Annotated in this window: 26 protein-coding genes and 1 riboswitch; of the genes, 15 read left to right on the top strand and 11 right to left on the bottom strand. The window is 74.6% G+C overall.

Going from position 1 to position 26,460, the window contains the following annotated elements; genetic code table 11:
- Positions 1 to 90: 90 nt before the first annotated feature.
- Entirely contained in the window at positions 91 to 1,035 is a 945-nt protein-coding gene (locus ACIA8Q_RS18655; protein ID WP_360207429.1) for an ROK family glucokinase, read from the top strand.
- A 136-nt stretch (positions 1,036 to 1,171) separates the two neighbouring features.
- Positions 1,172 to 1,933 carry an endonuclease/exonuclease/phosphatase family protein gene (locus ACIA8Q_RS18660; RefSeq protein WP_396317456.1) on the top strand — a complete coding sequence of 254 codons (762 nt, stop codon included), beginning with the start codon at positions 1,172 to 1,174 and terminating at the stop codon, positions 1,931 to 1,933.
- A 25-nt stretch (positions 1,934 to 1,958) separates the two neighbouring features.
- Here ACIA8Q_RS18660 and ACIA8Q_RS18665 read toward each other — a convergent pair whose 3' ends face one another.
- Together ACIA8Q_RS18665 and ACIA8Q_RS18670 are read right to left on the bottom strand one after the other, a co-directional pair.
- Complete coding sequence (locus tag ACIA8Q_RS18665; protein WP_396317457.1) at positions 1,959 to 2,747, bottom strand: hypothetical protein; 789 nt, start codon at positions 2,745 to 2,747, stop codon at positions 1,959 to 1,961.
- 10 nt (positions 2,748 to 2,757) lie between these two features.
- Positions 2,758 to 3,552, bottom strand: a complete 795-nt coding sequence (locus ACIA8Q_RS18670; RefSeq protein WP_360207423.1) for an alpha/beta fold hydrolase — start codon at positions 3,550 to 3,552, stop codon at positions 2,758 to 2,760.
- Positions 3,553 to 3,788: 236 nt separating this feature from the next.
- Here ACIA8Q_RS18670 and ACIA8Q_RS18675 point away from each other — a divergent pair, with 236 nt between their 5' ends.
- From ACIA8Q_RS18675 to ACIA8Q_RS18685, 3 genes are read left to right on the top strand one after another with little or no spacing between them, the layout of a single operon-like run.
- Entirely contained in the window at positions 3,789 to 4,601 is an 813-nt protein-coding gene (locus ACIA8Q_RS18675) for a lysophospholipid acyltransferase family protein (RefSeq protein ID WP_387898674.1), read from the top strand.
- Positions 4,602 to 4,635: 34 nt separating this feature from the next.
- Positions 4,636 to 5,862: a MacS family sensor histidine kinase gene (gene macS, locus ACIA8Q_RS18680; RefSeq protein WP_360207417.1), complete on the top strand. Its 1,227-nt coding sequence runs from the start codon at positions 4,636 to 4,638 to the stop codon at positions 5,860 to 5,862.
- On the top strand, positions 5,840 to 6,520 hold the full coding sequence (locus ACIA8Q_RS18685; protein WP_360207414.1) for a response regulator transcription factor: 681 nt from the start codon (positions 5,840 to 5,842) through the stop codon (positions 6,518 to 6,520). The genes macS and ACIA8Q_RS18685 overlap by 23 nt, the downstream gene beginning before the upstream one ends.
- 57 nt (positions 6,521 to 6,577) lie before the next feature.
- Here ACIA8Q_RS18685 and ACIA8Q_RS18690 read toward each other — a convergent pair whose 3' ends face one another.
- Positions 6,578 to 8,512, bottom strand: coding sequence for an anthranilate synthase family protein (locus ACIA8Q_RS18690; RefSeq protein WP_360207412.1), 1,935 nt, complete (start codon positions 8,510 to 8,512; stop codon positions 6,578 to 6,580).
- A 303-nt stretch (positions 8,513 to 8,815) separates the two neighbouring features.
- On the opposite strand from ACIA8Q_RS18690, the gene ACIA8Q_RS18695 reads away from it, so the two are divergent.
- Positions 8,816 to 10,150, top strand: coding sequence for a class II 3-deoxy-7-phosphoheptulonate synthase (locus tag ACIA8Q_RS18695; protein ID WP_360207409.1), 1,335 nt, complete (start codon positions 8,816 to 8,818; stop codon positions 10,148 to 10,150).
- A 181-nt stretch (positions 10,151 to 10,331) separates the two neighbouring features.
- Positions 10,332 to 10,613, top strand: a complete 282-nt coding sequence (locus ACIA8Q_RS18700; protein WP_360207407.1) for a (2Fe-2S)-binding protein — start codon at positions 10,332 to 10,334, stop codon at positions 10,611 to 10,613.
- 20 nt (positions 10,614 to 10,633) lie between these two features.
- Here the strand turns inward: ACIA8Q_RS18700 and bfr are convergent, their stop codons facing one another.
- Positions 10,634 to 11,113, bottom strand: coding sequence for a bacterioferritin (bfr, locus tag ACIA8Q_RS18705; protein WP_030239990.1), 480 nt, complete (start codon positions 11,111 to 11,113; stop codon positions 10,634 to 10,636).
- A gap of 229 nt (positions 11,114 to 11,342) precedes the next feature.
- On the opposite strand from bfr, the gene ACIA8Q_RS18710 reads away from it, so the two are divergent.
- Positions 11,343 to 11,972, top strand: a complete 630-nt coding sequence (locus tag ACIA8Q_RS18710; RefSeq protein ID WP_360207404.1) for a molybdopterin-dependent oxidoreductase — start codon at positions 11,343 to 11,345, stop codon at positions 11,970 to 11,972.
- A 15-nt stretch (positions 11,973 to 11,987) separates the two neighbouring features.
- Here ACIA8Q_RS18710 and pknB read toward each other — a convergent pair whose 3' ends face one another.
- The 4 genes from pknB to thiO all read right to left on the bottom strand — a co-directional run bounded on the left by pknB (position 11,988) and on the right by thiO (position 16,074).
- On the bottom strand, positions 11,988 to 13,766 hold the full coding sequence (pknB, locus tag ACIA8Q_RS18715) for a Stk1 family PASTA domain-containing Ser/Thr kinase (protein WP_360207680.1): 1,779 nt from the start codon (positions 13,764 to 13,766) through the stop codon (positions 11,988 to 11,990).
- Between the two features lie 120 nt (positions 13,767 to 13,886).
- The gene (locus ACIA8Q_RS18720; RefSeq protein WP_360207402.1) at positions 13,887 to 14,684 is read right to left on the bottom strand and encodes a thiazole synthase; all 798 of its coding nucleotides are present in this window, start codon (positions 14,682 to 14,684) and stop codon (positions 13,887 to 13,889) included.
- 2 nt (positions 14,685 to 14,686) lie between these two features.
- Positions 14,687 to 14,896 carry a sulfur carrier protein ThiS gene (gene thiS / locus ACIA8Q_RS18725; RefSeq protein WP_360207399.1) on the bottom strand — a complete coding sequence of 70 codons (210 nt, stop codon included), beginning with the start codon at positions 14,894 to 14,896 and terminating at the stop codon, positions 14,687 to 14,689.
- Positions 14,893 to 16,074 carry a glycine oxidase ThiO gene (gene thiO, locus ACIA8Q_RS18730; RefSeq protein ID WP_387898377.1) on the bottom strand — a complete coding sequence of 394 codons (1,182 nt, stop codon included), beginning with the start codon at positions 16,072 to 16,074 and terminating at the stop codon, positions 14,893 to 14,895. The genes thiS and thiO overlap by 4 nt, the downstream gene beginning before the upstream one ends.
- Positions 16,069 to 16,181: riboswitch (TPP riboswitch) on the bottom strand. (Overlaps the previous gene by 6 nt.)
- Before the next feature lie 148 nt (positions 16,182 to 16,329).
- Between thiO and ACIA8Q_RS18735 the strand changes: the two genes are divergently transcribed.
- Genes ACIA8Q_RS18735 through thiE form a run of 3 tightly spaced genes read left to right on the top strand, consistent with a single transcriptional unit; the run spans position 16,330 to position 18,610 of the window.
- On the top strand, positions 16,330 to 17,538 hold the full coding sequence (locus ACIA8Q_RS18735) for an FAD-dependent oxidoreductase (protein ID WP_360207394.1): 1,209 nt from the start codon (positions 16,330 to 16,332) through the stop codon (positions 17,536 to 17,538).
- A 47-nt stretch (positions 17,539 to 17,585) separates the two neighbouring features.
- Positions 17,586 to 17,951: an Rv2175c family DNA-binding protein gene (locus ACIA8Q_RS18740; protein WP_360207391.1), complete on the top strand. Its 366-nt coding sequence runs from the start codon at positions 17,586 to 17,588 to the stop codon at positions 17,949 to 17,951.
- Positions 17,948 to 18,610: a thiamine phosphate synthase gene (gene thiE / locus ACIA8Q_RS18745; protein WP_360207389.1), complete on the top strand. Its 663-nt coding sequence runs from the start codon at positions 17,948 to 17,950 to the stop codon at positions 18,608 to 18,610. Before ACIA8Q_RS18740 ends, thiE begins: the two co-directional genes overlap by 4 nt.
- A 29-nt stretch (positions 18,611 to 18,639) precedes the next feature.
- On the opposite strand, the gene ACIA8Q_RS18750 is transcribed toward thiE, so the two are convergent.
- Entirely contained in the window at positions 18,640 to 19,746 is a 1,107-nt protein-coding gene (locus tag ACIA8Q_RS18750; protein WP_360207386.1) for a polyprenyl synthetase family protein, read from the bottom strand.
- A gap of 185 nt (positions 19,747 to 19,931) precedes the next feature.
- Between ACIA8Q_RS18750 and metF the strand changes: the two genes are divergently transcribed.
- Both metF and ACIA8Q_RS18760 read left to right on the top strand, forming a co-directional pair.
- Positions 19,932 to 20,852 (top strand): methylenetetrahydrofolate reductase [NAD(P)H], encoded by a 921-nt coding sequence (metF, locus tag ACIA8Q_RS18755; protein WP_360207383.1) that lies wholly within the window; start codon positions 19,932 to 19,934, stop codon positions 20,850 to 20,852.
- Between the two features lie 203 nt (positions 20,853 to 21,055).
- Positions 21,056 to 21,940, top strand: coding sequence for a hypothetical protein (locus ACIA8Q_RS18760; RefSeq protein WP_360207380.1), 885 nt, complete (start codon positions 21,056 to 21,058; stop codon positions 21,938 to 21,940).
- Positions 21,941 to 21,995: 55 nt separating this feature from the next.
- Here the strand turns inward: ACIA8Q_RS18760 and ACIA8Q_RS18765 are convergent, their stop codons facing one another.
- Both ACIA8Q_RS18765 and ACIA8Q_RS18770 read right to left on the bottom strand, forming a co-directional pair.
- On the bottom strand, positions 21,996 to 23,486 hold the full coding sequence (locus tag ACIA8Q_RS18765; RefSeq protein WP_360207378.1) for an NAD(P)/FAD-dependent oxidoreductase: 1,491 nt from the start codon (positions 23,484 to 23,486) through the stop codon (positions 21,996 to 21,998).
- Positions 23,487 to 23,517: 31 nt separating this feature from the next.
- A complete protein-coding gene (locus ACIA8Q_RS18770) occupies positions 23,518 to 24,156 on the bottom strand; it encodes a DUF4126 domain-containing protein (RefSeq protein ID WP_360207375.1) in 639 nt (212 codons plus the stop codon).
- 575 nt (positions 24,157 to 24,731) lie between these two features.
- Here ACIA8Q_RS18770 and ACIA8Q_RS18775 point away from each other — a divergent pair.
- Entirely contained in the window at positions 24,732 to 25,292 is a 561-nt protein-coding gene (locus tag ACIA8Q_RS18775; protein ID WP_360207372.1) for an SAV_6107 family HEPN domain-containing protein, read from the top strand.
- A 45-nt stretch (positions 25,293 to 25,337) separates the two neighbouring features.
- On the top strand, positions 25,338 to 26,090 hold the full coding sequence (locus ACIA8Q_RS18780) for a methyltransferase domain-containing protein (protein ID WP_360207370.1): 753 nt from the start codon (positions 25,338 to 25,340) through the stop codon (positions 26,088 to 26,090).
- The last annotated feature ends 370 nt before the right edge of the window (positions 26,091 to 26,460 follow it).

Genomic DNA, 26,460 nt, shown 5'->3' on the forward strand with positions numbered 1-26,460 from the left:
CTTCGGTTAATGTATGCGAGGCTGTGTACGGGGGCCGGGTTGGGCGGTACCGTTCCGTCCAGCGGGAACGAGTGAATAGCTGAGGGACACATGGCTCTGACCATCGGCGTCGATGTCGGCGGGACCAAGATCGCGGCAGGCGTGGTCGACGAGGCGGGCGAGATCCTGGCCAGGACCAGGGTGCCCACCCCGGCCGACCCGCAGTGGGCCGTCGATGCCATCGCGCAGGCCGTGCGCGAACTCAAGGAGCAGCACCCCGGCGTGGGCGCGGTCGGCGTCGGTGCCCCCGGCTTCGTGGACAGCGACCGCTCCACGGTGATCTTCGCGCCCAACATCGACTGGGAGAACGAGCCGCTGCGCCAGCGGATCGAGGAGCTCACCGGCCTGGACGCCGCCGTCGAGAACGACGCCAACTGCGCCGCCTGGGCCGAGTTCCGCTTCGGCGCCGCCGCCGACCACCAGGACATGGTGCTGATCACCGTCGGCACCGGCATCGGCGGCGGCATCGTCCTCGACGGCCGCCTGCACCGCGGCCGGTTCGGCGTCGCCGGCGAGATCGGCCACCTCAACATGGTCCCCGACGGCCTGGCCTGCGGGTGCGGCGGCAAGGGCTGCTGGGAGCAGTACGGCTCCGGGCGGGCGCTGCGCCGCTACGGCCGCGAGAAGGCCGCCGCCAACCCGGTGCTCGGCCGGCGGATGCTGGAGCTCAACGACGGCGTCGCCGAGACCATCCGCGGCATCCACATCACCGAGGCCGCCGAGGCCGGCGACCCGCTCGCCCTGGAGTGCTACGCCGAACTGGCCGACTGGCTCGGCCGCGGCATGGCCGACCTCGCCGCCCTCTTCGACCCGGGCGTCTTCGTCCTCGGCGGCGGCGTCTCCGACTCCGGCCGGCTGCTGCTCGACCCGGTCGCCAAGGCCTTCGAGCACTACCTGACCGGTGGCGTGCACCGCCCGCGCGCCGAGGTCGTGCTGGCCTCCATGGGCTCGGCCGCAGGCATCGTCGGCGCCGCCGACCTGGCCCGCACCGTCTGACGCCCGACCCCACCCCGAAGCCCGCCGGCGGCGGTGCGACCGGACCCCGACCAGTTCCCGGACGCGCCGCCGCCGTCGCACGCCCCGGACGGCCCCTGCCGTACGGTCGTCCCAGCGACCGCGACCGGGGAGGACCATGACCACGCCACCGCTGGAACCGCCGCCGGCCGGCCCGCGCCGGCTCAGGCTGCTCAGCTACAACGTCCGCTCCCTGCGGGACGACCGGCGGGCCCTGGCCCGGGTGATCCGGGCCTGCGCACCCGACGTCGTCTGTATCCAGGAGTCACCGCGCTACTGGCGGCCCGAGGGCCAGGCCGCCTGGCTCGCCCGCAGCACCGGCACGGCCGTCCTGGCCGGCGGCGGGCGCACCGCCGCCGGGCCGCTGCTGCTCGGCCGGCCCGGCGCCGTCCGGCTGCTCGGCGTGTACGACCGGCTGCTGCCCAAGACCCGCGGCCTGCACGCCCGCGGCTTCGCCACCGCGCTGCTGCGACTGCCGGACTCGGCCCCGTTCAGCCTGACCAGCTGCCACCTCAGCCTGGACGCCGACGAGCGGTACGGCCAGTTCGAACTGCTCCTCGACCAGCTCCGGATCACCGAACACGGCATCGTGGCGGGGGACTTCAACGAGCACCCGGACGGCCCCGGCTGGCGGCTGCTGGCCTCGCGGCTGCAGGACGGGCACCCGACCGCGCCCTGGGGCGGCGAGTTCACGTCCGTCCCCGAACGCCCCTACCAGCGGATCGACGCCGTCTTCGCCACCCCGGGGACGACCGTCCTTGGCTGCGGGGTGCCGCACGGGCTCCCCGGCGTCACCGATTCCGACCTGCGCGCCGCGACGGACCACCTGCCGGTGCTCGCGGTGCTGGAACTGCCGGCCGGCCGGGGCCCGTCCGGCTGATCCCGCCGGGCCCGGCGGGCCGGGCTCAGACGACCGCGCCGTGGTCCGGGTCCTCCGGCTCGTCCTCGTCGCGGTCCTTCATCCGGGTGACCAGGGTGACGAAGCCGCCGAGGAACGCGGTGACCCCGACCCAGGCCGGCCAGCCGGAGATCTCCCGCCAGACCACCGCGTCGAACAGCAGCAGGGCGGGGCCGCCGAGCACGGCGAGCCAGGCGAACTTGGCGGTCGTGTCGGCCGGCGGCAGCGGCGGGGGCTCCGGCGGGACGTAGTGGCCCTCGTCGGTCTCCTCGGCCAGCTCGAAGTCGCGCGGGCCGGAGTCCGCCGCCGGCAGCACCGGGCGGCCCGAGCGGGGGCGCGGCTGCGGGGCGAGGTCGGCGAGGTCGTCCGGGTCGGTCCGGGGGCCGACGCCGTCCTTGAAACCGCCCTTCAGATCGCCCTGCGCCCGGAGGTTCTCGACCTCCGGCCAGTCGGGGTTGGTGAGGTCCACCGGGTCGTCGAACTGGGCCACCAGGGCGGCGAAGATCTCGTCCTGCTCGGCCTGGCTGCGCTCGGGGGCGCGCCGGGTGCGGGGCTCCGCCGGCTCGTCGGCCGGTTCGCCGGCCCGCTCCGGGACCGGCCGGTCGACGGCCTTCGCGGTGCCGCCCCCCGCCGCGGTGGGGCCGGAGGGGGCACCGCCGGCGGGCGCACCGTCGACGGGCCCGGCGCTCTGCGCGCCGGCCTCCCCGGGGCCGCCCTCCCCGGTGCTGCCGTCCTTCGTCGCGCCGTCCTCGCGGGGTGCCTCGTCCCCGCCGCCCGCCGTGCTGCTCTCGTGCACTTCCGGCCCTTCAGCCATGGTGATCGTCGGATTCGACCCGGGTGACGCCCGCCGAACGCGCGGGAGCCAGCCGTCGGATGAAGTCCCGGCTGGCCGCGAATATTTCCGGTGCGTCGTGGTCCAGCGTCGCGACGTGGAAACTGCGCTGGCACAGCCGCTCCGTCACGTCGGTCGAGGATATCCGGGCGAGCACCAGGTCGGAGTTGGCCGCGGAGACGACGTGGTCCTGCGGACTGCGGAAGAGCAGCACCGGCTGGGTCACCTGCGGCAGCCGCTGCTGGACGTCCCGCCACAGCCGGGCCAGCGACCACGCGGCGTTCAGCGGCGTCCGGTCGTACCCGAGCTCCGTCACGCCGGGCCGGGCGATGTCGTCGGCGATGCCGGGCACGCTCGGCAGGAGGTGCCGCAGAACCGGCAGCAACACACTGGCGGGGGTGTCCGAGCGCACCGACGGGTTGACCAGGACCAGCCCGGAGACCGTCGCGCCGTGCACCGCGGCCAGCCGCAGCGCCAGCGCACCGCCCATCGACAGGGCGCAGACGAAGACCTGCTCGCACTCGGCGGCGAGCGCCAGCAGCTCGCGCTCCACCTCCGCGTACCAGTCCTCCCACCGGGTGACCTGCATGTCCTGCCAGCGGGTGCCGTGCCCGGGCAGCAGCGGCAGCGAGACGGTGAACCCGGCCGCGGCCAGCTCCTGCGCCCAGGGCCGCATCGACTGCGGGGAGCCGGTGAAGCCGTGGCACAGCAGGACCCCGACCGGTCCGCCCTGGTGGCGGTACGGTTCGACACCGGGCAGCAACGGCATGGCGGGCTCCTTCGCGGGCGGGTGGCGCTGGGGGAGGGGGCGCTGGACGGGAAGCTGCGGAATCCGCATCGTCCCACGCCCCCGGCCGGGACGTACACCCCCGACGGCGGCCCCGTGCCCGGCCGGACCGGCCCCGGCAGCGGCCCGTCGGGGCGGGGCGCGGCGCGGGCGGCGGCCGCGGGGCATTAGGATCGACCGGTCCGCATAACAGGAGGCCCGGGTTGTTCTACCGACTGATGAAGATGATCGTCGCGCCACTGCTTCGGATCTTCTTCCGGCCGTGGATCGAAGGTGAGGAGAACATCCCCACCGAGGGTGCGGCGATCATCGCGAGCAACCACCTGTCCTTCTCGGACTCCTTCTTCTTCCCCGCGCTGATCAGGCGCCGGGTGACCTTCATCGCGAAGGCCGAGTACTTCAACACCCCGGGCCTCAAGGGCCGGCTGACCGCCGCCTTCTTCAAGGGCGTCGGCCAGCTGCCGGTGGACCGCTCCGGCGTGCGCGGCGCCGGCGAGGCCGCGATCCGCAGCGCCATCGCGGTGCTGGACCGCGGCGAGCTGTTCGGCGTCTACCCCGAGGGCACCCGCTCGCCCGACGGCAAGCTCTACCGAGGCAAGGTCGGCGGCCTGGCCCGCGTCGCGCTGGCCACCGGCGCGCCGGTCATCCCGGTCGCCATGATCGACACGGAGAAGGTGCAGCCCCCCGGCCAGGTGGTCCCCAACTTCGGGATCCGTCCCGGCATCCGGATCGGCCGCCCGCTCGACTTCTCCCGCTACCACGGCATGGAGAACGACCGCTTCATCCTCCGTTCGGTGACGGACGAGGTGATGTACGAGATCATGCGGCTCTCCGGCCAGGAGTACGTGGACATCTACGCGACCGCCGCCAAGCGGCAGATCGCGGACGACAAGAAGAAGGCCGACGCCGAGCGCAAGGCGGCCGCCAAGGCCGAGAAGGCCGAGGCCGCGGAGGCGGAGAAGGCCGAGAAGGCGGCGGCCGAGGCCGAGAAGGCCGCCGAGCAGCAGCAGAAGGACACCGGGTCGGCCTGACGCCGCCCGCACGGGCCAGGGGGAGCGCGGACGGATGACGGACGGCGGGAGAACCGGCGCGGCGGTCGGCGGCACGGTCGCGGCCGGGGGCATGTCCGTCGAACTGCCGCTCTGGAAGGCCATCTCCTACTTCCGGCTGCTGGCCCTCGGCTACGCCCTGCTCCGCTACCTCAACTCCTACCTGCACTTCCTGCACCCCGTCGCCGGCTGGATCTTCCTCGGGGCGCTCACCCTCTGGACCCTCGCCAGCACCCGGGCCTTCGCCGGCCCGCAGCGCTGCACCCGGTGGGTGCTCGGCACCGACCTCGCCCTCGCCGTCACCGGCATCGTGATGAGCGGGATGACCGACGACCCGGTCCGGATCAGCCACGGCGCGCCCACCCTGCCGACCATCTGGGCCGCCGGCACGGTGCTCGGCTTCGCCGGCAAGGGGGGCTGGCGCTGGGCCGCCGCCTCCGGCTCGGTGATCGGCGTGGCCAACATCCTCGGCCACGGCGGCCCGACCAGCGACAACATCCACAACATCGTGCTGCTGATGGTGGCCGGCTGCGCCATCGGCTACGTCATCGAACTGGCCCGCGCCAGCGAGGCCACGCTCACCCGGGCGCTCCAGGTCGAGGCCGCCACCCGGGAGCGCGAGCGGCTCTCCCGCGACATCCACGACGGCGTGCTCCAGGTGCTCGCGCTGGTCCAGCGCCGCGGCTCCGAGCTCACCGGGAAGGCCGACGCCGGCGCGGACTTCGCCGAACTCGGCCGGCTGGCCGGCGAGCAGGAGCGCGCCCTGCGGGCGTTGATGACCGGGGGCCCGATCCCCGGACAGCGCGCGCCGCAGTGCGCGGCCGACGAGCCGCAGGACCTCACCGCCCTGCTGCGCCCGTACGCCGACGAACGGATCACGCTCTCCGCCCCCGGCACCCCGGTGCTGCTGCCCGCCCCGGCGGCGGGCGAACTCGCCGCAGCGGTCGGCGCGGCCGTGGACAACGTGCGCCGGCACGCCGGGGAGCCGGCCCGGGCCTGGATCCTGGTGGAGGACGAGCCGGAGGCCGTCACGGTCAGCATCCGTGACGACGGCCCCGGCTTCGCCCCCGGCCGGCTCGGCGAGGCCGAGCGGGCCGGGCGGCTGGGCGTCTCCCAGTCCATCCGCGGCCGGCTGCTGGACCTCGGCGGCACCGCCGAGCTGTACTCGGCGCCCGGGGAGGGCGTCGAGGTGGAACTGCGCGTCCCGAGGAAGGGTTCTGATGACCGATCAGCCGTCGACTGACCGGCCGGTGCGGGTGATGGTCGTGGACGACCACCCGATGTGGCGCGACGCCGTCTCGCGCGACCTCGCGGAGGCCGGACTGGACGTGGTGGCCACCGCGGGCGACGGCGAGGAGGCCGTCCGCCGGGCCCGCGCCTGCACGCCGCAGGTCGTCGTGCTGGACCTCAACCTGCCCGGCCTGTCCGGCGCGGAGGTGTGCCGCCAGGTGGTCGCGGCCGATCCGGCGGTGCGGGTGCTGGTGTTGTCGGCCAGCGGCGAGCACCAGGACGTGCTGGAGGCGGTGAAGTCCGGGGCGACCGGGTACCTGGTGAAGTCGGCCGGGCGGGAGGAGCTGTTGGACGCGGTGCGCCGTACGGCCGTCGGCGACGCCGTGTTCACGCCCGGCCTGGCGGGCCTGGTGCTGGGCGAGTTCCGCCGGCTGGCCACCGAGCCGGCCCCCGCCTCCGCCCCGGCCGTCCCGCAGCTGACCGCCCGGGAGACCGAGGTGCTGCGCCTGGTCGCCAAGGGCCTGTCGTACCGGCAGATCGCCGACCGGCTGGTGCTGTCGCACCGGACGGTGCAGAACCACGTGCAGAACACGCTCGGCAAGCTGCAGCTGCACAACCGGGTGGAGCTGGTCCGCTACGCGATCGAGCAGGGCCTGGACGACGAGATCTGACGGCCGGCCGCGGGCCGCCCCGAGCGCCCGGCCCGGGACGGCCCGCCGGCCGCCCGCTCAGCGCCGGACGGCCGCCGTTTCGCGCAGCAGGCCCGCCACGATGTCCACGCCGTCGCGGGTCAGCACCGACTCGGGGTGGAACTGGAGGCCCGCGAAGCCCGGTCCGCGCAGGGCGTGCACGTCGCCGGTGACGGCGTCCCGGGCGACCTCGACGCCCTCGGCGGCCAGCCGGGCCGCGTCGGCGTCCGAGCAGCGCGCGGTGAACGCGTTGTAGAAGCCGACCGTCCGCTTGGTGCCGAAGAGGTCGATGCTCTCCTGCGCCCCCTGGTACGGGACGGCCTTGCGGCCCAGGCCCAGTCCGAGCTCGGCGGAGAGCAGCTGGTGGCTGAGGCAGACCGCGAGCAGCGGCGCGCTGCGGGCACCGGAGCGGGCGGCGGCCAGCGCGTCGGCGACGACCGGCCGCAGCAGGGCCATCTTGGGGTCGTCCGCGAGGGCCGGGTCGCCCGGTCCGGGGCCGAGCACCAGCGGGCCGTCGTGCGCCGCGACGAGCTCGCGCAGCGCCGGCCGGTCGTAGCGCACCACGGTGACCCGGTGGCCGATCGAGGTGAGCAGGTGGGAGAGCATCGCGGTGAAGGTGTCCTCGCCGTCGACGACCAGGGTCGGCGCGGGCTCGGTGACCACCGCCGGGGTCTGCATCCGCAGCCAGAACGGTGCGAGGTCGGCCCGCCGGGCGTCCAGCGCGGCCTGGACCCGGTGGTCGTCGGCCAGCCGGGGGCCGGTGGGGCCGGGCAGTCGGGCGGGGGCGGGCCGGGCGCCGATGGCGGTGAGCACCCCGGCGGCCTTGGCGTGGGTCTCGGCGACCTCGGACTCCGGGACGGAGTGGCGCACCAGCGTGGCGCCGACCCGGACGACCAGGCCGCCGGTGGCCGGGTCGATGTCGGCGGTGCGGATGCAGATCGGGGAGTCGAGCAGCTGCCCGCCGCTGGCGGAGCGGCCGATCAGCGCCAGCGCGCCGGAGTAGTAGCCGCGCCCGCCCGGCTCGTAGCGCTTGATGACCCGGGTGGCGTTCTGCACCGGGCTGCCGGTGACGGTGGCGGCGAACATCGTCTCGCGGAGCACCTCGCGGACGTCCAGCGAGGTGCGCCCGCGCAGCTCGTACTCGGTGTGCGCCAGGTGGGACATCTCCTTGAGGCGGGGTCCGAGCACCTGCCCGCCGAGGTCGCCGACGGTGCACATCATCTTCAGTTCCTCGTCGACGACCATCGTCAACTCCTCCAGCTCCTTGGGGTCGTGGAGGAAGTGGAGCAGCGAGTCGATGTCCGAGCCGCCGGCCGGATAGCGGTACGTCCCCGAGATCGGGTTCATCACGACGGTGCCGCCGCTCTGCCGGACGTGCACCTCCGGGGAGGCGCCGACCAGCACGCGCTCGCCGGTGTGCACCAGGAACGTCCAGTACGCGCCGCGCTCCTGCTCCAGCAGGCGCCGGAACAGGGAGAGGGCGAGCGCGGGGGAGAAGTCCTCGAGCGTGGCGCGGAAGTCGCGCCGGATCACGAAGTTGGCGCCCTCGCCGTTGCCGATCTCGTCCTCGATCACCCGGCGGACGATCGCCGCGTAGGCCTCGTCGTCGACGTCGAACGAGCCGCCGGTGAGGTTCACCGGCAACTGCGGTAGGGCGGAGTTGAATTCGGCCAACGGCAGGGCGAACTGCTCGGTCACCGAGAGGGCCTGCAGCGGGGTGCCGTCGTCGTGTGCCTCGAAGCCGCGCTCGCGGATCTGCCGGTACGGGACGAGTGCGAGCAGGTCGTGGACGGGGCCGGCGGCCGGCACGCCGGTGCGGACCGGCAGGTCGGCGAGGTGCGGGTACTCGTCGACGGTGCCCAGCAGCACCTCGACGGTGTCCGGGGCGAGCCGCGGGGTGCGGCGGTGCAGCAGGGCGAAGGCGGGGGCGCCGGGGGAGGTGAGACGGGTGAGCAGATCGGCGGCGGTGGTCACGGGAACGGCTTCCTTCCGGGTGGACTGGCGAGGTGCGGTGCGTGGATCCGCTCCCGGAGGGCCGGCTGCTCAGACGCCGACGGCCGCCCCGAGGGGCGGCCGTCGTGTTCGTCTAGGAACGCGCGATCGGTGGGCCACCCTTGGGGGAGGCCCACCACCAGGAGTGGGTGTGGGGCGCGTGCATGGCTCGAGCGTAGCGGATGGGGCCGGGCGGGTGAGCCCCGTCACGTGATTGTCCGAGTCGTGTCTCATCCCTCGGGCAATGGTCACGAATCGCTCGCGTCACCCCGTAGCCTTGGCGGTGTGACCGTGACGAATCCCCACTCCTGGCAGTCCCTGCCCGCGGCGCAGCAGCCTGAATGGCCGGACCAAGAGGCTCTGCGCAAGACCCTTGCCGAGCTCGCCTCCTATCCGCCGCTCGTCTTCGCCGGCGAGTGCGACCAGCTGCGCGCCCGGCTCGGAGCCGTGGCGCGTGGTGAGGCGTTCCTGCTGCAGGGCGGTGACTGTGCCGAGGCCTTCGACGGCGTCTCGGCGGAGCACATCCGCAACAAGCTGAAGACCCTGCTGCAGATGGCGGCGGTGCTGACGTACGCCGCCTCGGTGCCGGTCGTGAAGGTCGGCCGCATCGCCGGCCAGTACTCCAAGCCGCGCTCCAAGTCGACCGAGACCCGGGACGGCGTCACCCTCCCGGTCTACCGCGGCGACTCGGTGAACGGCTTCGAGTTCACCCCCGAGTCCCGCATCCCGGACCCGGAGCGCCTGAAGCGGATGTACAACGCGTCCGCCGCGACGCTCAACCTGGTGCGCGCCTTCACCACCGGTGGTTACGCGGACCTGCGCCAGGTGCACGCCTGGAACCAGGACTTCGTGCGCAACTCGCCGGCCGGCCAGCGCTACGAGCAGCTCGCCCGGGAGATCGACAACGCCCTGGCGTTCATGAACGCCTGCGGCGTCGCCCCGGAGGAGTTCAGGACCGTCGAGTTCTACTCCTCGCACGAGGCGCTGATCCTCGACTACGAGACCGCGATGACCCGTGTGGACTCGCGCACCGGCGAGCTGTACGACGTCTCCGGCCACATGGTGTGGATCGGCGAGCGCACCCGTCAGCTGGACCACGCGCACATCGAGTTCGCCTCGAAGGTCCGCAACCCGATCGGGGTGAAGCTCGGCCCGACCACCTCGGTCGACGAGGCGCTGACCCTGATCGAGAAGCTGGACCCGGAGCGCGAGCCGGGCCGCCTGACCTTCATCACCCGGATGGGTGCCGGCAAGGTCCGCGAGCACCTGCCCACCCTGGTGGAGAAGGTCACCGCCTCCGGCGCGCAGCCGGTGTGGATCTGCGACCCGATGCACGGCAACACCTTCGAGGCCTCCAGCGGCCACAAGACCCGCCGCTTCGACGACGTGCTCGACGAGGTCAAGGGCTTCTTCGAGGTGCACCGCGCGCTCGGCACCCACCCGGGCGGCATCCACGTGGAGCTGACCGGCGACGACGTGACCGAGTGCGTCGGCGGCGGCGACGAGGTGCTGGTCGACGACCTGCACCAGCGCTACGAGACGGCCTGCGACCCGCGGCTCAACCGCAGCCAGTCGCTGGACCTGGCGTTCCTGGTCGCGGAGATGTACCGCGGGCAGTGAGGCGGCCGCCCCGGAGAGCGGGGCGATCACCGAGATGTGACGAAGGCCCCTCCGGTTTCGGGATTCCCGAGCCCGGAGGGGCTTTTTCGTGCCCGGATCGCCGGGTAAGGTGAGGCTTAGTGAACTAAGGCAAGCCTTAGTCAAGATCCAATCCGCTCCACCCCCCCCCGGGAGACCTGCGATGTACGTGTGCATGTGCCATGCGGTCACCGAGGACCAGGTGAAGAAGGCGATCGACGCCGGTGCCGACAGCCCCCGCCAGATCGCCAGGGGCTGCAAGGCCGGCACCGACTGCGGGTCCTGCGTCCGCCGGATCCAGGCGCTGCTCGGCGAGCACGGCGCCCGGCCGTGCCCGACCGCCCGGCTCGCCGCGAAGCTCGGCCTGGCCGATCCGGAGGCCCCGGAGCAGGCCCCGCCGGCGTCCGGGGCGCCGGCCCCGGTCAGGGTGCTGCGCGCGGCCTGAGGCCTCAGGGCTCCGGCGCCTCAGGACTCCGGCTGCTCGATCAGCTGGGCGAGGTAGAGCGCCTCGCCGAGCTTCTCCAGGAGCTCCAGCTGGGTGTCGAGGTAGTCGATGTGGTGCTCCTCGTCCGCCAGGATGTCCTCGAAGATGTTCGCCGAGGTGACGTCGTTCTTGGCGCGCATCACCACGATCCCGCGCTTCAGGCGGTCGATCGCCTCGACCTCGACCTGGCGGTCCGCCTCGAACATCTCCTTGACCGTCTGGCCGATCCGGACGTGGAACAGCCGTTGGTAGTTCGGCAGCCCGTCCAGGAAGAGGATCCGGTCGGTGAGGGTCTCGGCGTGCTTCATCTCGTCGAAGGACTCGTGCCGGGTGTACTTGGCGAGCTTCGTCCAGCCGAAGTTCTCCTGCATCTTGGCGTGCAGGAAGTACTGGTTGATCGCGGTGAGCTCCGCGGTGAGCTGCTCGTTGAGGAACTCGATGACCTCTGGATCGCCCTGCATGGCGCTGCCTCCCTGCGCTTCGGCCTGCGGTGGGTCCCGCGTTGCGCATCCTGGCACCGGGGTGGGCGGAAATTCCAGTAAGTTCACACTCACTAGGACATGTGTCGGAATATCCGATTTAGCCGGGAAGGTTCCGGGGTCAGCCGACCGTTGGCCCGTACGAGCGGGGCGTGCAGCCCGCAGAAGGGGCGCGCGCCGGGCCCCGGCCGCCGTCTGTCACCATGGAGCCATGGGTCAGTCCGAACAAGAACCACTTCCGCCGTCTGACCCGAGGATCCCCCCGGGGCAGCGCGCGCAGCGCGGCTGGCCCGCCCTGCACTACGGTCCGGTGCCCCGCTTCAAACCGCTGACCTGGGACCTCCAGGTGTTCGGCGCGACCGCCTCGGCGGAGAAGCACAGCTGGGACTTCACCGCCTTCCAGACCCTGCCCCGCACCACCGTCGTCGCCGACCTGCACTGCGTCACCAAGTTCACGCTGCTCGGCAACGAGTGGACGGGTGTGCCGGCGGCCGCCCTGCTCGACCTGGTGCCCCCCGCGCCCGGCGTCACCCACGTCATGGTCTGGGCCGAGTACGGCTACAGCGCCAACCTGCGGCTGGCCGACTTCGCCGACCCGCGGACGGTCCTGGCCACCCACCGCAACGGCGAGACGCTGACCGCCGAACACGGCTTCCCGGTCCGGCTGGTCGTCCCGCAGCTGTACGCCTGGAAGGGCCCCAAGTGGGTCCGCGCGGTGGAGTACATGCGGGCCGACCGCCGCGGCTTCTGGGAGGAGCGCGGCTACCACAACCTGGCCGACCCGTGGCGTGAGCAGCGCTACTCCTACCAGGAGGAGCCGGGCGACGGCCCGCTCCGCTGAGCCGCCCGACCCGCTCTAGAAGAACGGGAAGTTGACCGTCACCGCGGTGTGCTGCGGGCGGCGCTCGCCGGCCGCGGGGGACTGGCCGGACACCTTGCCCGTGCCGAACAGGTTGACCCCGGTGGTCTGCATCGTGAAACCGGCCGCCTGCAGGGTCTTCGCCGCGTCGTCCTTGCTCATGCCGGTGACGTCGGGCACGGGCACCATGCCCTTGCTGACCACCAGCGACACCGCGGCGTTCTCCTGCAGCAGCTGCCCGGCCGCCGGAGAGCTGCTGATCACCGCGCCCTCCGGCACGGTGTCGTCGTAGGTCTCGGTCACCCCGCCCCTGGTCAGCTGGGCGGCGGCCAGCGCCTCGGCCGCCTGGCCGGCGGGCTTGCCGGTGACGTCCGGCACGGCGATCCGCTTGGGGCCCTTGGAGACGGTCACCGTCACGGTGTCGCTCTTGCGGGCCCGCGCCCCCACCCCGGGGTCGGTGGCGATGACCTGCCCGGCCGGGACGCTCTCGCTGAACGCCTCGACGAACCGGCCGTGCATGCCCTCCTTGTCCAGGATCCGCTGCGCCTCGGCCCGGTCCTTGCCGAGCACACCGGGCACCGGTCCGTACAGGCCCTCGGAGAGGCCGTAGGTGACGCCGCCGACCGCCAGCACCAGGGCGCTCAGCGCGGCGACCCAGAGCAGCGGGCGGCGCGGGACGCGGCGCAGCCGTCCGGGGCGGCGCCGGCGCACCGGGGTCGGCTCGTCGTACGGGCGCGGCTCGACCAGCAGCTGGTCCATCAGGTCCGCCGGGACGTCCAGCACGCTGGTGCGCTCGGGCGGCGGGGCGTCGGCCGGGTGCGGCAGCGGCTGGATGACCGAGGTCGGCTCGCTGGTCGGGTAGCGCGGGCTGGGCCGGGTGGAGGCCGGCGGCTCGGCGTCCAGCTCGGCCGGGGTGAGCGTGCGGCGGACCCGCTGCAGGGCGGCGAGCAGCTCGACCGCGTCGTACGGGCGGGCGTCGGCCGTCCGCGCGCAGGCGCCGGCCACTATCGCGTCCAGCGCGGCGGGGACGGCCGGGGCGGTCAGCGAGGGGGCCGGGACGTCCTCGTGCAGGTGCTTGTACATGACCTGGACGGGGTTGTCGCCGGTGTGCGGGCGGCGGCCGGTGAGCATCTCGTAGAGCAGGATGCCGGCCGCGTAGACGTCGACCCGCTGGTCGGTGGGGGCGTCCGGGAGGATCTGCTCGGGAGCGAGGTAGGAGACGGTGCCCAGGACGGTGCCGCCGGTCGCGGTGCTGGTCGAGGTGGGGGCGCCGTCCGCGGTGCCGAGCACCCGGACCAGGCCGAAGTCGGCGACCTTGACCAGGCCGCCCTCGGTGATCAGCACGTTCTCCGGCTTGACGTCGCGGTGCACCAGCCCGGCCCGGTGGGCGGCGCCCAGGGCGGCGAGCACCGGCTCCAGCACGTCCAGCGCGGCCCGGACGGACAGCGCGCCGCGGTCGCGCAGCAGGTCGCGCAGCGTGCGGCCGGGCACGTACTCCATCGCGAGGAAGACGTTCCCGCCGTCCGCGCCCTGGTCGAAGACGTTGACCACGTTGGGGTGGGTGAGCCGGGCGACGGCCTTGGCCTCGCGGATGAACCGGGCGGTGAAGCCGTCGTCACCGGCCAGCGAGGGGTGCATCACCTTGAGGGCGACGACCCGGTCCAGCCGGGTGTCGGTGCCCTTGTAGACGGTGGACATCCCGCCGGTCGCGATGCGCTGCTCGACCCGGTACCGGCCGTCCAGCAGGGTACCGATCAGCGGGTCGTGCAGTGCCATGTCCACCCGGGGGAGTCTAGTGCCGCGGGCGCGCACCGGACCCTGGGGACACCGCCCCCGGGCCCGGCTGTGCCCGGCTTGTGACACGGGACGCCCCCGGGCGCCGCGGGTGTTCCGGCGTCAGAAGGCGGGGCGCTCGCGGGTGTCCAGGTCCGCCCGGCCGGCCATCGCCGAGGAGGCCTCGGCGTGGAAGCGGCGCGGGATGCGGCCGGCCCGGAACGCGAGCCGGCCGGCCTCGGCGGCGTGCCGCATCGCCTCGGCCATCAGCACCGGGTCCTGCGCCCTGGTCACCGCGGAGGCGAGCATCACGGCCGCGCAGCCCAGCTCCATCGCCAGCGCGACGTCGGAGGCGGTTCCGGCGCCCGCGTCCAGGATCACCGGGACGTTCGCGCCCTCCACGATCAGCTGGAAGTTGTGCGGGTTGCGGATGCCCAGGCCGGAGCCGATCGGCGAGCCGAGCGGCATGATCGCCGCGCAGCCGACGTCCTCCAGCTTGCGGGCCAGCACCGGGTCGTCGTTGGTGTACGGGAGCACCGTGAAGCCGTCGTCGACGAGGGTCTCGGCGGCGTCCAGCAGCTCGATCGGGTCCGGCAGGAGGGTCCGCTCGTCGGCGATCACCTCCAGCTTCACCCAGTCGGTGCCGAGCGCCTCGCGGGCCAGCCGGGCGGTCAGCACGGCCTCCCCGGCGGTGTAGCAGCCGGCCGTGTTGGGCAGCACGCGGATGCCGTTGCGGGTCAGCACGTCCAGGACGGAGCCCTGGGTGGAGGCGTCCACCCGGCGCATCGCCACGGTGGTGAGCTCGGTGCCGGAGGTCAGCAGCGCGCGCTCCAGGACCTCCAGGCTCGGGGCGCCACCGGTGCCCATGATCAGCCGGGAGCCGAAGGTCGCCCCGGCGATGGTCAGCAGGTCGTCGGCCATGGTCAGCCTCCCTGGACGGCGGTGAGGATCTCGATCCGGTCGCCCGCGGACAGCGCCGTGTCGGACCACGAACCCCGGGGCACCACGGCCTCGTTGAGCGCGGCGGCGACGCCGGAGTGGGCCGTGCTGAGGGTGGCCACCACCTCGGCGAGGGTGGTCGTGGCGGGCACCCGGCGGGGCTCGCCGTTGACGGTCAGTGCGATCTCGGTCATGCGGAGGCCTTCGTGGTGGAGCGGTCGGGGGAGAACCGGGTGGGGGTGAACGGCTGTGCCAGCTCGGGGAGTTCGCCGGTCGCCAGGTACTCGGCGAGCAGGTCGGCGGTCACCGGGGCGAGCAGCACCCCGTTGCGGTAGTGGCCGGTGGCGGCGACCAGTCCGGGCAGGGCGGTCGGGCCCAGCAGCGGCGCGTTGTCCGGCGAGCCGGGGCGCAGCCCGGCGGAGGTCTCCAGTAGCGGGAGTTCGGTGATCCCGGGGACCAACTCGTGTGCGTCGCGCAGTAGTTCGTAGACCCCGCCGGCGGTCACCGTGGTGTCGTAGCCCTGTTCCTCGGTGGTCGCGCCGATCACCAGCTCGCCGTCCTCCCGGGGCACCAGGTACAGGTGCTGCCCGCGCACCACGGCGCGGACGTTGCGGGACAGGAACGGCCGGTACGCCCCGGGCACCTGCAGCCGCAGGATCTGCCCCTTCACCGGGCGGACGGGCGGCAGCACCCCGTCCGGCAGGCCGGGCAGCCGGTGGCTGTGCGGGCCGGCCGCGAGCACCACCCGGTCGGCGGTCACCGCCCCGCCGTCGCCGAGCCGCACCCCCACCGCCCGGTCGCCCTCGACCAGCAGCTCGACCGCCGGGGTGCGCCGCACGACCACGCCCGCGGCCTCGCCGGCCAGCAGCAGCGCGGCGAGCAGCCGGCGGCCGTCCACCTGGTGGTCGTCGGCGACGTGCAGGCCGCCGCGCACGCCGGGGGCGAGCATCGGCTCCATGCGGCGGGCCTCCCGGCCGGTCAGCCAGGTCGAGTCCAGGCCGAGCCGCTGGTGGAAGGCGTGCAGTTCGCGCAGTTCCGCCCGGTCGTCGGAGTCCAGCGCCACGGCGAGCGTGCCGCACCGCCGGTAGCCGGTGTCCGCGCCGCCGCTCGCCTCGGTCAGTTCGGCGGCGAAGGCGGCGTACCGCTCGTTCGAGGCCATGCCGAGGCGCAGCAACGGCTCCTCGCCGTACTGCAGCTCGGTGACCGGCGCGAGCATCCCGGCCGCGACCCGGGCCGCCCCGCCGCCGGGGGAGGGGTCGACCACGACCGTCGCCAGTCCGCGCTGCGCCGCCCGCCAGGCGACGGCGAGACCGATCAGGCCCCCGCCGACCACCAGCACGTCGGCGCGGGCGCCCGGTGCCAAGCGTGTCAAAGCTGCTCTTCTCCCTTCGCCGGTATGACCCGGATCAGGTTCGGACGGTCGCAGGCCGTGCCAGCCCGCCTCTCAGCCCGGTCCGCCGGGCTCCCGTGATCGTGCCCCCACCATAACGCCGGTGGTCGGCCCGGCCGAAGGCGTGTACGAGGGGTGGACGGAGAGTGCGCAGGTGGGGGGTGCCCGCGGCCGGCCGGGCGGGCGTGCGGTCCCCCTGGTGGACGCCTCGACCGGGCGTCGAGGGCGCTGAGTACAGTGACGGGCGTGGCAGAGCTGAGCGGAACGGATCAGGTGGTCGTCGTCGGAGCCGGGCTGGCCGGGGCGCAGTGCGCCCTCAAGCTACGGCAGGGCGGCTGGCGGGGGCGGATCGTGCTGGTCGGCGAGGAGCGGCACGCGCCGTACGACCGGCCGCCGCTGTCCAAGGAGGTGCTGCTCGGCAAGACCGACGCCACCCCCCTCGACATCGACTACCCGCACCTCGGCATCGAGCTGCTCACCGGCCGCCGCGCCACCGGCCTCACCCCCGGCGTGCTGCACACCGACGGCGGTGAACTCCCCTACGGCGCACTGGTGATCGCCACCGGCGCCACCCCGCGGCGGCTGCCCGGCGCCGAGCGCGCGCACCTGCTGCACACCCTGGACGACGCGCTCGCGCTGCGGGCCCTGCTGCGGCCCGGGCTGCGCCTGGTGCTGGTCGGCGCGGGCTGGATCGGCGCCGAGGTGGCCACCGCGGCCCGCGAGGCCGGCTGCACGGTGACGGTGGTGGAGGCGGGCCCGGCCCCGCTGCCCGGTGCGCTGCCGACCGAGGTCGGTTCGGCGATGGCCGCCTGGTACGCCGAGGCGGGTGTCGAGCTGCGCTGCGGGGTCGGCGTCGCCGCAGTGGAGTCCGGCTCGGTGCTGCTGGCGGACGGCTCGCACCTGGCCGCCGACGAGGTGGTGGTCGGGGTCGGGGCCCGGCCCGCGACCGACTGGCTGGCCGGCTCCGGCGTCGAGCTGGACGGCACCGGCGCGGTGCTGGTCGACGAGCGCCTGCGCACGGGCGCGCCGGGCGTCTTCGCGGCCGGCGACTGCGTCAGCTACCCCTCCGCCCGGGTCGGTGCCCGGCTGGCCGTCCAGCACTGGGACCACGCGCTGCAGTCCGGCGAGGCGGCGGCGGCCGCGGTGCTCGGCGCGGAGGCGCCGCCGTACGACCCGGTGCCGTACTTCTGGTCGGAGCAGTTCGGGCGGATGGTCCAGTACGCCGGGCGGCACGCCGCGGGCGACCGGATGCTGTGGCGCGGCGGCCCCGGGGACGCCTCCTGGGCGGTGCTCTGGCTGCGCGACGGGGTGCCGAGCGCGCTGCTGACCGTCGACCGGCCGCGCGACCTCACCCAGGGCCGGCGGCTGATCGAGCGCGGCACCGCCCTGGACCCGGTCCGCGCGGCGGATCCGGCCGTGCCGCTGAAGGCCGCCGCCGCCCTCTGACCGGCCCCTTGGTGCGCGGGGGCCCGTCGAGGTGGCAGTCTGGTGCCGTGAGTGAGATCGATGCGAAGACTGATGCCCTGGTCCCCGAGTGGCTGTACCTGCCCGACATCTCCGAGCGGTGGGGCGTGCTCGTCACCGAGGTCCGCAACATGGTCAAGAAGGGTGAGCTGATCGCGGTACGCCGCGGACCCAACAAGTCGCTGCAGGTCCCGGCCGCGTTCATCGACGAGGAGGGCCCGGTCAAGCACCTGGTCGGCCTGCTGACGGTGCTGCGCGACAGCGGGTTCAGCGACGAGGAGATCGTCGAGTGGATGTTCACCGAGGACCCGTCGCTGCCCGGGACCCCGGCGCAGGCCCTCTGCGAGAACCGGGCGACCGAGGTGAAGCGGCGCGCCCAGGCGATGGCGCTGTGACGACCCCCGCGCCGGCCGCCGGCCCCCGGGCCCGGCTGGCCGACGCCCGGCTGTACCTGTGCACCGACGCCCGGCGCGAGCAGGGCGACCTGGCCGAGTTCCTCGACGCGGCGCTGTCCGGCGGGGTGGACGTCGTCCAGCTCCGGGACAAGGGCCTGGAGGCGCGGCAGGAACTGGAGGCCCTGGAGGTCTTCGCGGACGCGTGCCGGCGCCACGGCAAGCTGCTGTCCGTCAACGACCGCGCCGACGTCGCCCACACGGCCCGGCCGGACGTGCTGCACCTCGGGCAGGACGACCTGCCGGTGCCGGCCGCCCGGGCGATCCTCGGCGAGGACGTGCTGATCGGGCGGTCCTGCCACGCCGAGTCCGAGGTGGACGCGGCGATCGCCGAGCCCGGCGTGGACTACTTCTGCACCGGTCCGGTCTGGCCGACCCCGACCAAGCCGGGCCGCCCGGCGCCGGGCATCGGCCTGGTCTCCTACGCGGCCGCGCGGGACACCGACCGGCCGTGGTTCGCCATCGGCGGGATCGACCTCGGGAACCTCGACGAGGTGCTCGCCGCCGGCGCCCGCCGGATCGTGGTGGTGCGCGCCATCACCGCGGCGGACGACCCGCGGGCCGCCGCCGCCGAGCTGTCGCGCCGGGTGCGCGCGGCCTGACCCCGTCGTCCGCCGCTGTCCGCGGTGCCTCAGTACTTGCGGACGGTGGCGGCCTCGGCCAGCGCCAGCAGCACCGCCCGGGCCCGCTCGTCGGCGAGCGGCGCCGCCTCCAGCGCGGTCAGCGACTGCCGCATCAGTTCCTCGATCCGGCGCTCCACCCGTTCGGGCGCGCCGCTGCGGGCGACCAGGGCGCGCAGCCCGGCGACCTCCTCGGGGGCGAGGTCCGGCGCGCCGAGGCGCTCGTCCAGGTGCCGGGCGTCGGCGGCGGACAGGCCGCGCATCGCGTGCGCCACCAGCAGGGTCCGCTTGCCCTCGCGCAGGTCGTCCCCGGCGGGCTTGCCGGTGACCGCCGGATCGCCGAAGACGCCGAGCAGGTCGTCGCGCAGCTGGAACGCCTCGCCCAGCGGCAGGCCGAACGCCCCGAACGCCGCCACCAGCTCCGGCCCGGCCCCGGCCAGCAGCGCGCCGACCTGCAGCGGCCGCTCGATCGTGTACTTCGCCGACTTGTAGTGCAGCACGGCCTGCGCCCGCTCCAGCGCGCCCGCGTCCGCCGAGTCGCCGGCCACCGGCTCCAGCACGTCCAGGTACTGGCCGACCATGACCTCGGTGCGCATCAGGTCGAACACCGGCTTGGCGGCCAGCACCGCCGCCGGCTCCAGGCCGGAGCGCAGGAACAGCTCGTCGCACCAGATCAGCAGCAGGTCGCCGAGCAGCACCGCGGCCGAGGCCCCGTACTGCTCGCGGTCGCCGCGCCAGCCGCTGTCCCGGTGCAGGGCCTCGAAGCGGCGGTGGACGGAGGGCAGGCCGCGGCGGGTGTCGCTGCGGTCCATCAGGTCGTCGTGCACCAGGGCACTCGCCTGGAGCAGTTCGAGGGCGGCGGCCGCGTTGGCGATCCCCGCGCCGTCGGCCGGGCCGCCGGCGCCGCGCCAGCCCCAGTAGCAGAAGGCCGGGCGCAGCCGCTTGCCGCCGTCCAGCAGGAAGTCGCGCAGGGCGTCCGTGGCGGGGGCCAGCTGGGGGGAGATCTTGTCCAGCAGGGCGGCCTGGCCGTCCATGAACGCGGCGAGGGCGGCGTTGACGCGGGTGCGGACGTCCTCCACGTCAATGGGGTTGGCCGGCCGGTTGCTGGACGAGGTCACGATGAGGCTCCGCTGGTTCGCTGGGGGTGCAGCAAGCGTAGCGGGGCGGCTGGGAACGGCTGTGCGAGCAGGTGTTCGGGCCCGGACCTACCGGCCGGTAGGGCCACCCGAACGGCGTCCACCAGGTGTCTCAATCCGTGGAACCGAGTTGTCCGGCCCCTTCGAACGCCGGATAACCTGCCAGCATGGCACTCGGAATCGCTTCCACCAGACCGGACCGCGCACAGACGGTCCGCGAGCTCCTGGCGGCCGGAAAGCGGTCCTTCTCCTTCGAGTTCATGCCCCCGCGCACCGAAGCCGGGGAGCAGAAGCTCTGGGACGCCATCCGCCGCCTCGAACCGCTCGACCCCAACTTCGTCTGCATGACGTACGGCGCCGGCGGCTCCTCGCGCGAGCGCACCGTCAACATGGTCGGCCGGATCGCCACCGAGACCACGCTCACCCCGGTCGCCCACCTGACGGCCGTCGACCACTCGGTCGCCGAGCTGCGCAACATCATCGGCCAGTACGCCGACCAGGGCGTCCGCAACGTCCTCGCGGTCCGGGGCGACCCGCCCGGCGACCCGACGGGCGAGTGGGTCAGCCACCCGGAGGGCGTCACCTACGCGTACGAGCTGGTCGAACTGATCAAGGGCATCGGCGACTTCTGCGTCGGCGTCGCGGCCTCGCCGAACATGCACCCGCGCTCGACCGACTGGGACGAGGACATCCGGCACTTCGTCGGGAAGATCCGGGCCGGCGCCGACTACGCGATCACCCAGATGTTCTTCGAGGTCGACGACTACCTGCGGCTGCGCGACCGGGTCACCGCCGCCGGCTGCGAGACGCCGATCATCCCGGAGATCATGCCCGTCACCAACGCCCGGCAGCTGGAGCGCTTCCCGCAGCTGAGCGGCTCCGCCTTCCCCGTCGACCTGGAGGCCCGACTGCGGGCCGCCATCGACGACCCGGCGGCGCTGCGGGCGATCGGCATGGAGCACGCCACCGCGATGGCGGAGCGGCTCCTCGCCGAGGGTGCGCCCGGCCTGCACTTCATCACCCTCAACCACTCCACGGCGACGCTGGAGATCTACCAGAACCTGGGCCTGCACCAGCGCCACGCCTGACGCGGCGCCCGGCGCCGCGCCCACCCGGACGCGCACCCGGCCGCACCCCCACGAGCCCGTCACCGGTCCGCCGGTGCCGGGCTCGGTCGTGTGCGCCCCGCTCCCGAGCGGCGGGAACGCGATGCGGTACCCCGGCCGTTGAACCGGTACAGTCGCCGCACACGCGCGGCGCGCGCGGGCACGCGACTGGAGGTAGCGGGCGGATGGGCATCGGATACCTGCTGCTGTACGTCGCGTTGGCGGTGGTGGCGCTCTGGCTCCTCGCGGAGGTGCTGCTGCAGAACCGCGCCCCGCTGCACTGGCGGGCCCTCGCCCTGGTCGGCTTCCTCGCGGTGGCCGCCGGCATGGTCCTCGGGTCGGTCCCGGTGATCGGCGCCGGCGCCGCCCTGTTCGCCGTCGGCCAGACCTTCGTCACCCTCTCGGTGAAGCGCGGCCACCAGGGCGGCTGGTCGCTGCGCAAGGCCGACGGCAGCCTGCCCGGCCCGCTCGCCAAGGTGCCCCTGCTGGGCGCCCTGACCGGCGGCGCCGTCGCGGTGGCCGCGGTCGAGGCCGCCGCCCCCCGGGTCGGCGAGGTCAGCGCCGTCGAGGAGCCCCCGCTGCCGGAGGCCGTCGCCCCGGCCGCCGAGGCCGCCCCCGAGGTCGAGCAGACCGCCGCCTTCGAGATGCAGGAGCTCGCCCAGGACGGCGTCTACGCCCAGTCCTACTACGAGCAGCAGCAGTCGCACGACCCCTACGCCGAGGCCTACCAGGCCGGCTACGACGCCGTGCAGCCCCAGCAGCAGCCGGCCTACGACCAGCAGCAGTGGCAGACCCAGCAGCAGCCCGCCTTCGCCTACGACCAGGGCTACGGCGGTTACCCCCAGCAGCAGGTCCAGGACCCGTACGCGGGCTACCAGCAGCAGGACCAGTACCAGGCCTACCCGCAGCAGCAGGCCGGCTGGGACCAGCAGCAGAACTGGCAGCACCCCGACCAGCAGCAGCACCAGCAGCACCCGGAGCAGCAGCACCAGCAGGGGATCCCCCAGCAGCAGGCCTACGACCAGCACGCCTACGGCTACCAGCAGCAGAACACCTGGCACCAGGGCTGACCGGAGCCCGCCCGCGCGGGCCCCGGGCCGGGCTCAGGCCGGACTCAGGCCGGGCTCAGGCCGGGCCGACGAGGTTCGCGGCGATGCAGGCCGACATTCCGGTGCGGGCCAGCCCGCCGCCCGGGTGGGCCGACCCGCCGACGAGGTACAGGCCGGGTGTCGGGGACTCGTTGGGGAGCCGCAGCCACTCGCCCGCGGGCCCGGCGAGGGCCGGGGCCGGGACGGAGCCGCCGGGGGCGCCGGTCTCCCGGAACGTGGTCTCCGGGGTGCGGACGACCCGCCACAGCACCCGCTCGCGCAGGCCGAGCCCGGCCGCGTCGACGTGGTCGAGCAGCCGGTCGGCGTAGCGTTCAGCGACCCCCGGGACCGTCCAGTCGACGGCGCCCTGGGCGGGCACGGTCGCGGTCAGCACCACGCTCTCGTGGCCGTCGTCCGGCCGCAGCGACGGGTCGTCCGGGCGGAGCACCTGCACCGTCGGGCGGTCGCAGGGCGCGGCCGCGCCGGCCAGGACGGCCGACTCGGCCGCCGGGTCGGCGGCGTGCACGACGGTCCGGTGCGGGGCGCCCGCCGGCCGGGGGCCGCGCAGGGCGAGCAGCACGCCGAAGCGGCCCGGCGCCGGGGTCGGCCCGGTGCCGGCCGGCGCGGGGAGGCCGGCGCTCCGGGGGTCGAGGAGGGTCCGGGCGTCCGTCGCGGCGATCACCAGGTCGGCGTCGATCCGGCCGGCCGCGGTCTCGACACCGCGGGCCCGGCCCTCCTCGACGACCACCCGGGTGACCGCGGTGTCGAAGCGGAACGCGACCCCGCGCTGCTCGCAGCGCCGGTGGACGGCGTCGGCCAGCGCCCGCAGACCCCCGCGGACGTACCAGACGCCGAAGGACTGCTCCATGTACGGCAGCACGGTGGCGCTGGCCGGAGCGGTGTGCGGGTGCAGCCCGAACCGCAGCGCGTGCTCGTGCAGCAGCGCGGTGAGGCCGGGGTGGCCGCCGAGCTCCCGGGCGGCGACGTCGGCCAGGGTCCACGGGCGCGGCCGGCCGAGCCTGGCGAGCAGGCCGCGCCGCGGCGGGACGGGGTACGGGTCGGTGTGCAGCGGGGTCGGGTCGGCGGGCAGCGGCTCCTCCAGGAGCGGGCGGCGGGTCGCCTCCCAGACCGTCCGGCCGTGGTTCATGACCTCGCTCCAGCGGGCGCCGGAGCCGGCGCCGAAGGCGGCGTCCAGGGCCTGGCTGACGCCGCCGCGGGAGGCGTTGGGCAGGTCGACGGCCGTGCCGTCCGGGAACAGGTGCCGGCTCTCCGGGTCCACCGGTGCCAGGTCGACGAGCTGCTCCAGCGGCTCCCGGCCGGTCTTCAGGGCGAGGTCGCGGTAGACGGCCGGGAGGGTGAGCAGGCCGGGGCCGGTGTCGAAGGCGAAGCCGTCGCGCTCGTACCGGCCGACCATGCCCCCGTACGTGCCGGCGGCCTCGCAGACCGTCACCCGGTGTCCGAGGGTGCCCAGCCGCGAGGCCGCCGCGAGCCCGCTCATTCCTGCGCCGATGATGACGATCCGTGCCATGGCACTGATCCTAGGACGCCGCGGTCACGGCCTAGAAACGCCGGGCGTACTGCTCCTCCGACGGCCGGCCGGGCTGTTCGCGCTGCTCGCGGGCGGCGCGGCGCTCCCGGCGGCGGGCCCGGAAGGCCCGGATCCGGTTGATCGCGAACCAGACCAGCAGCAGCCCCGCGGCGAGCAGGACGGCGGCGATCGATGCGGCCAGCCAGGGATGGAAGATCGCCAGCGTCACCAGGCCCGCCACCGAGACGTCCTCCGCCATGCTGACCGCGATGTTGCTGGCCGGCTCGGGCGAGGTGTTGACGGCCATCCGCAGCGAGGCCTTCACCAGATGGCTGACCAGTGCCGTCGTGCCGCCCATGGCACCGGCCGCGACCTCGCCCAGCGAGCCCGGGTCGGCGCTCGCGATCAGGGCGCCGACGGTGGCGCCGGCGATCGGCCGGATGACGGTGTGGACGGAGTCCCAGAGGCTGTCCACGAACGGGATCTTGTCGGCCACCGCCTCCAGCAGGAAGAGCACGGCGGCGGCGATCAGCACGTCGGTGCGTTCCAGTGCGGGCGGCACCGAGTCCGCGCCGGCGAACCGGCCCAGCAGTCCGAGCAGCAGCACCACCGCGTAGGCGTTGATGCCGCTGGCGAGTCCGCTGGTGAAGATCAGCGGCAGGACCGTCATCGTCTCCCCCTCCTCATGATGTGGCTCCCCCCGTTCCGTTCGAGCACTGCACGCCGTACCGTACCGGGACGTCCCCCGCCGACCCGCCGGTTCCGGCCGTCGGCGGACCGGCCGCGGGGGATCTGAGTACGGATACTCAGATCCGCGGTTGAGTACGTCAGCGGATGGCCCCGGGGCCCCTCGGGACGGGAGAGTAGGGGCACCGGGACGGCGGCGCGTCGGGCGCCGACGGACCGGTCGGCGGACCACGTCCGCCCCAGTCGGCCACGAGGGGCCGGAGGGGCGGCGGCGGTGGTCCGCCTCGGGTGCCGGTCACGGTCACCGCACCGCCGACACGGGGCGGCGGAGCGGGCCGGGGGGAGACCGGCCACTGTGGGGGGAGCTCGGGGGGAGCTCGCCACCACCGCCCTCGGGGGAGGGGCGGAGCGGCGGCGCACGGCGGCGGCGCGGGACCTGGGGGGACAGGCCCGCGCCGGCCGCCGGCACCCGTTTCCGGCCGCGTTGTCAGTGGTCCCGTTCACGATGGAGGAGCACGGACCGCCCGGTCCGCGCGCTGCCTCGGAACGGGGGAGACCATGACCGTCAGCCGTCCTGAGCCCGTCACCGCCCGCCTCCACTCCGCCGCCCTGCCGCACCCGCCGCGCGGCGGCGACGTCCATCCCGTCCTGCGCCGGACGGCCGCGCCGCCCGCCGCCCTCGACCTGCTGGCCGACGCCCACCGCACCCTCGACCAGGCGCGCGCCCTGGAGGATCCGCTGGAGCGGTACGCGGCGGCCCACCTGGCGGCGCTGCGCACCGTGGCGGCCGTGCTGGCGGTGCGCGGCCGGCCGGAGAAGGACCCGCGCCGGCGCAGAGCCATCCGCAGCGCCTGGGAGGTGCTGCCCGAGGTGGCCCCCGAGCTGGCCGAGTGGGCCGTCTACTACGGCGCGGGCGCGCGCCGCCGGGCCGCCGCCGAGGCCGGGATCAGGGGCGCTGCGAGCGCCCGCGACGCCGATGACCTGGTCCGCAACTCCGCCCTGTTCCTGCGCCTGGTCGAACGGCTGCTGGGCCTGCGCCCGGCGCCGCCGGCCCCGCGGTTACCCCTGGACGTGGACGACCCGCCGGTGGTGACGGGCCCCGTCAACCGGTCGGTCTAAGGTGGAGGCATCCTGATCGATCTGCACGTGCCAAGGAGCCCCACCGTGTACCCGACGCGTCCCCGCAGTGCCCTGCGTACCGCCGTGGTGTGGGAGGTGGTGCGGGCAGCCCTGGAGAAGCGGGCGGCCGAGCTGGACCAGCCGGTGCTCGACGTGGTCGACACCGGCGGCGGCACCGGCAACTTCGCCGTGCCGGTGGCCAAGCTGGGCCACCGGGTCACCGTGGTCGACCCCAGCCCCGACGCGCTGTTCGCCCTCGAGCGCCGCGCCGCCGAGGCCGGGGTGACGGAGCTGGTCCGGGCCGTCCAGGGCGACACCCAGACGCTGCCCGAGCTGGTCGCCCCGGGCACGGTGGACGCGGTGCTCTGCCACGGAGTGCTGGAGGTCGTGGACGACCCGGCGGAGGCGCTCGGCAGCCTCGCCGGCACCCTGCGCAAGGGCGGCCTGGTCAGCCTGCTGGCCGCCAACCGCAACGGCGCCGTGCTGGCCCGCGCGCTGTCCGGGCACTTCACCGAGGCCCGGACGGTGCTGTCCGCCGCCGACGGCCGCTGGGGCGAGCAGGACCCGATGCCGCGCCGCTTCACCGGCGAGGAGCTCGGCCTGCTGGCCGAGGGCGCGGGCCTGACGGTCGAGTCCGTGCACGGCGTCCGGGTCTTCGCGGACCTCGTCCCCGGTGTGCTGGTGGACACCGAGCCGGGCGCGATGGAGGCGCTGCTGAAGCTGGAGGAGGCCGCCGCCGCGCAGCCCGCCTTCCACGCCGTGGCGACCCAGCTGCACCTGCTGGCCACGCTCGGCTGAGACGTTCCGGGCCCCTCCGCCGCCGTACGGTTCGCGCACCGTGCGGCGGCGGTTCGCTTCCCGTACGACGGCCGGTCGCCGCGCTGCGCTCCGGAACCTCCCCAGCTCCGGACGGATTCCACCCGTTCGGGCACTTGTCCGCGCCCCACCGCGTTGAGGATGATGCGGCCCCGCCCGGTCGAAGTGGCCCGTCCCACGCGGCGCAGACCACCCCGTAACGGGCCCACGGACCGTATGATCTGGGTAAAGCCGGAAAGCATGACAGCCGGATGCGTGGGGCATATGGACGACACGGGCCGGGTCCCCCGCACAGGCGTCCGACCGTGTGCACCGATGGCTGATTGGACTTGCCGCCCCGACCGGGTCGGCG

Origin of the sequence: Kitasatospora sp. NPDC051705 (genome assembly GCF_044453265.1) — a bacterium.
GTDB lineage: Bacteria > Actinomycetota > Actinomycetes > Streptomycetales > Streptomycetaceae > Kitasatospora.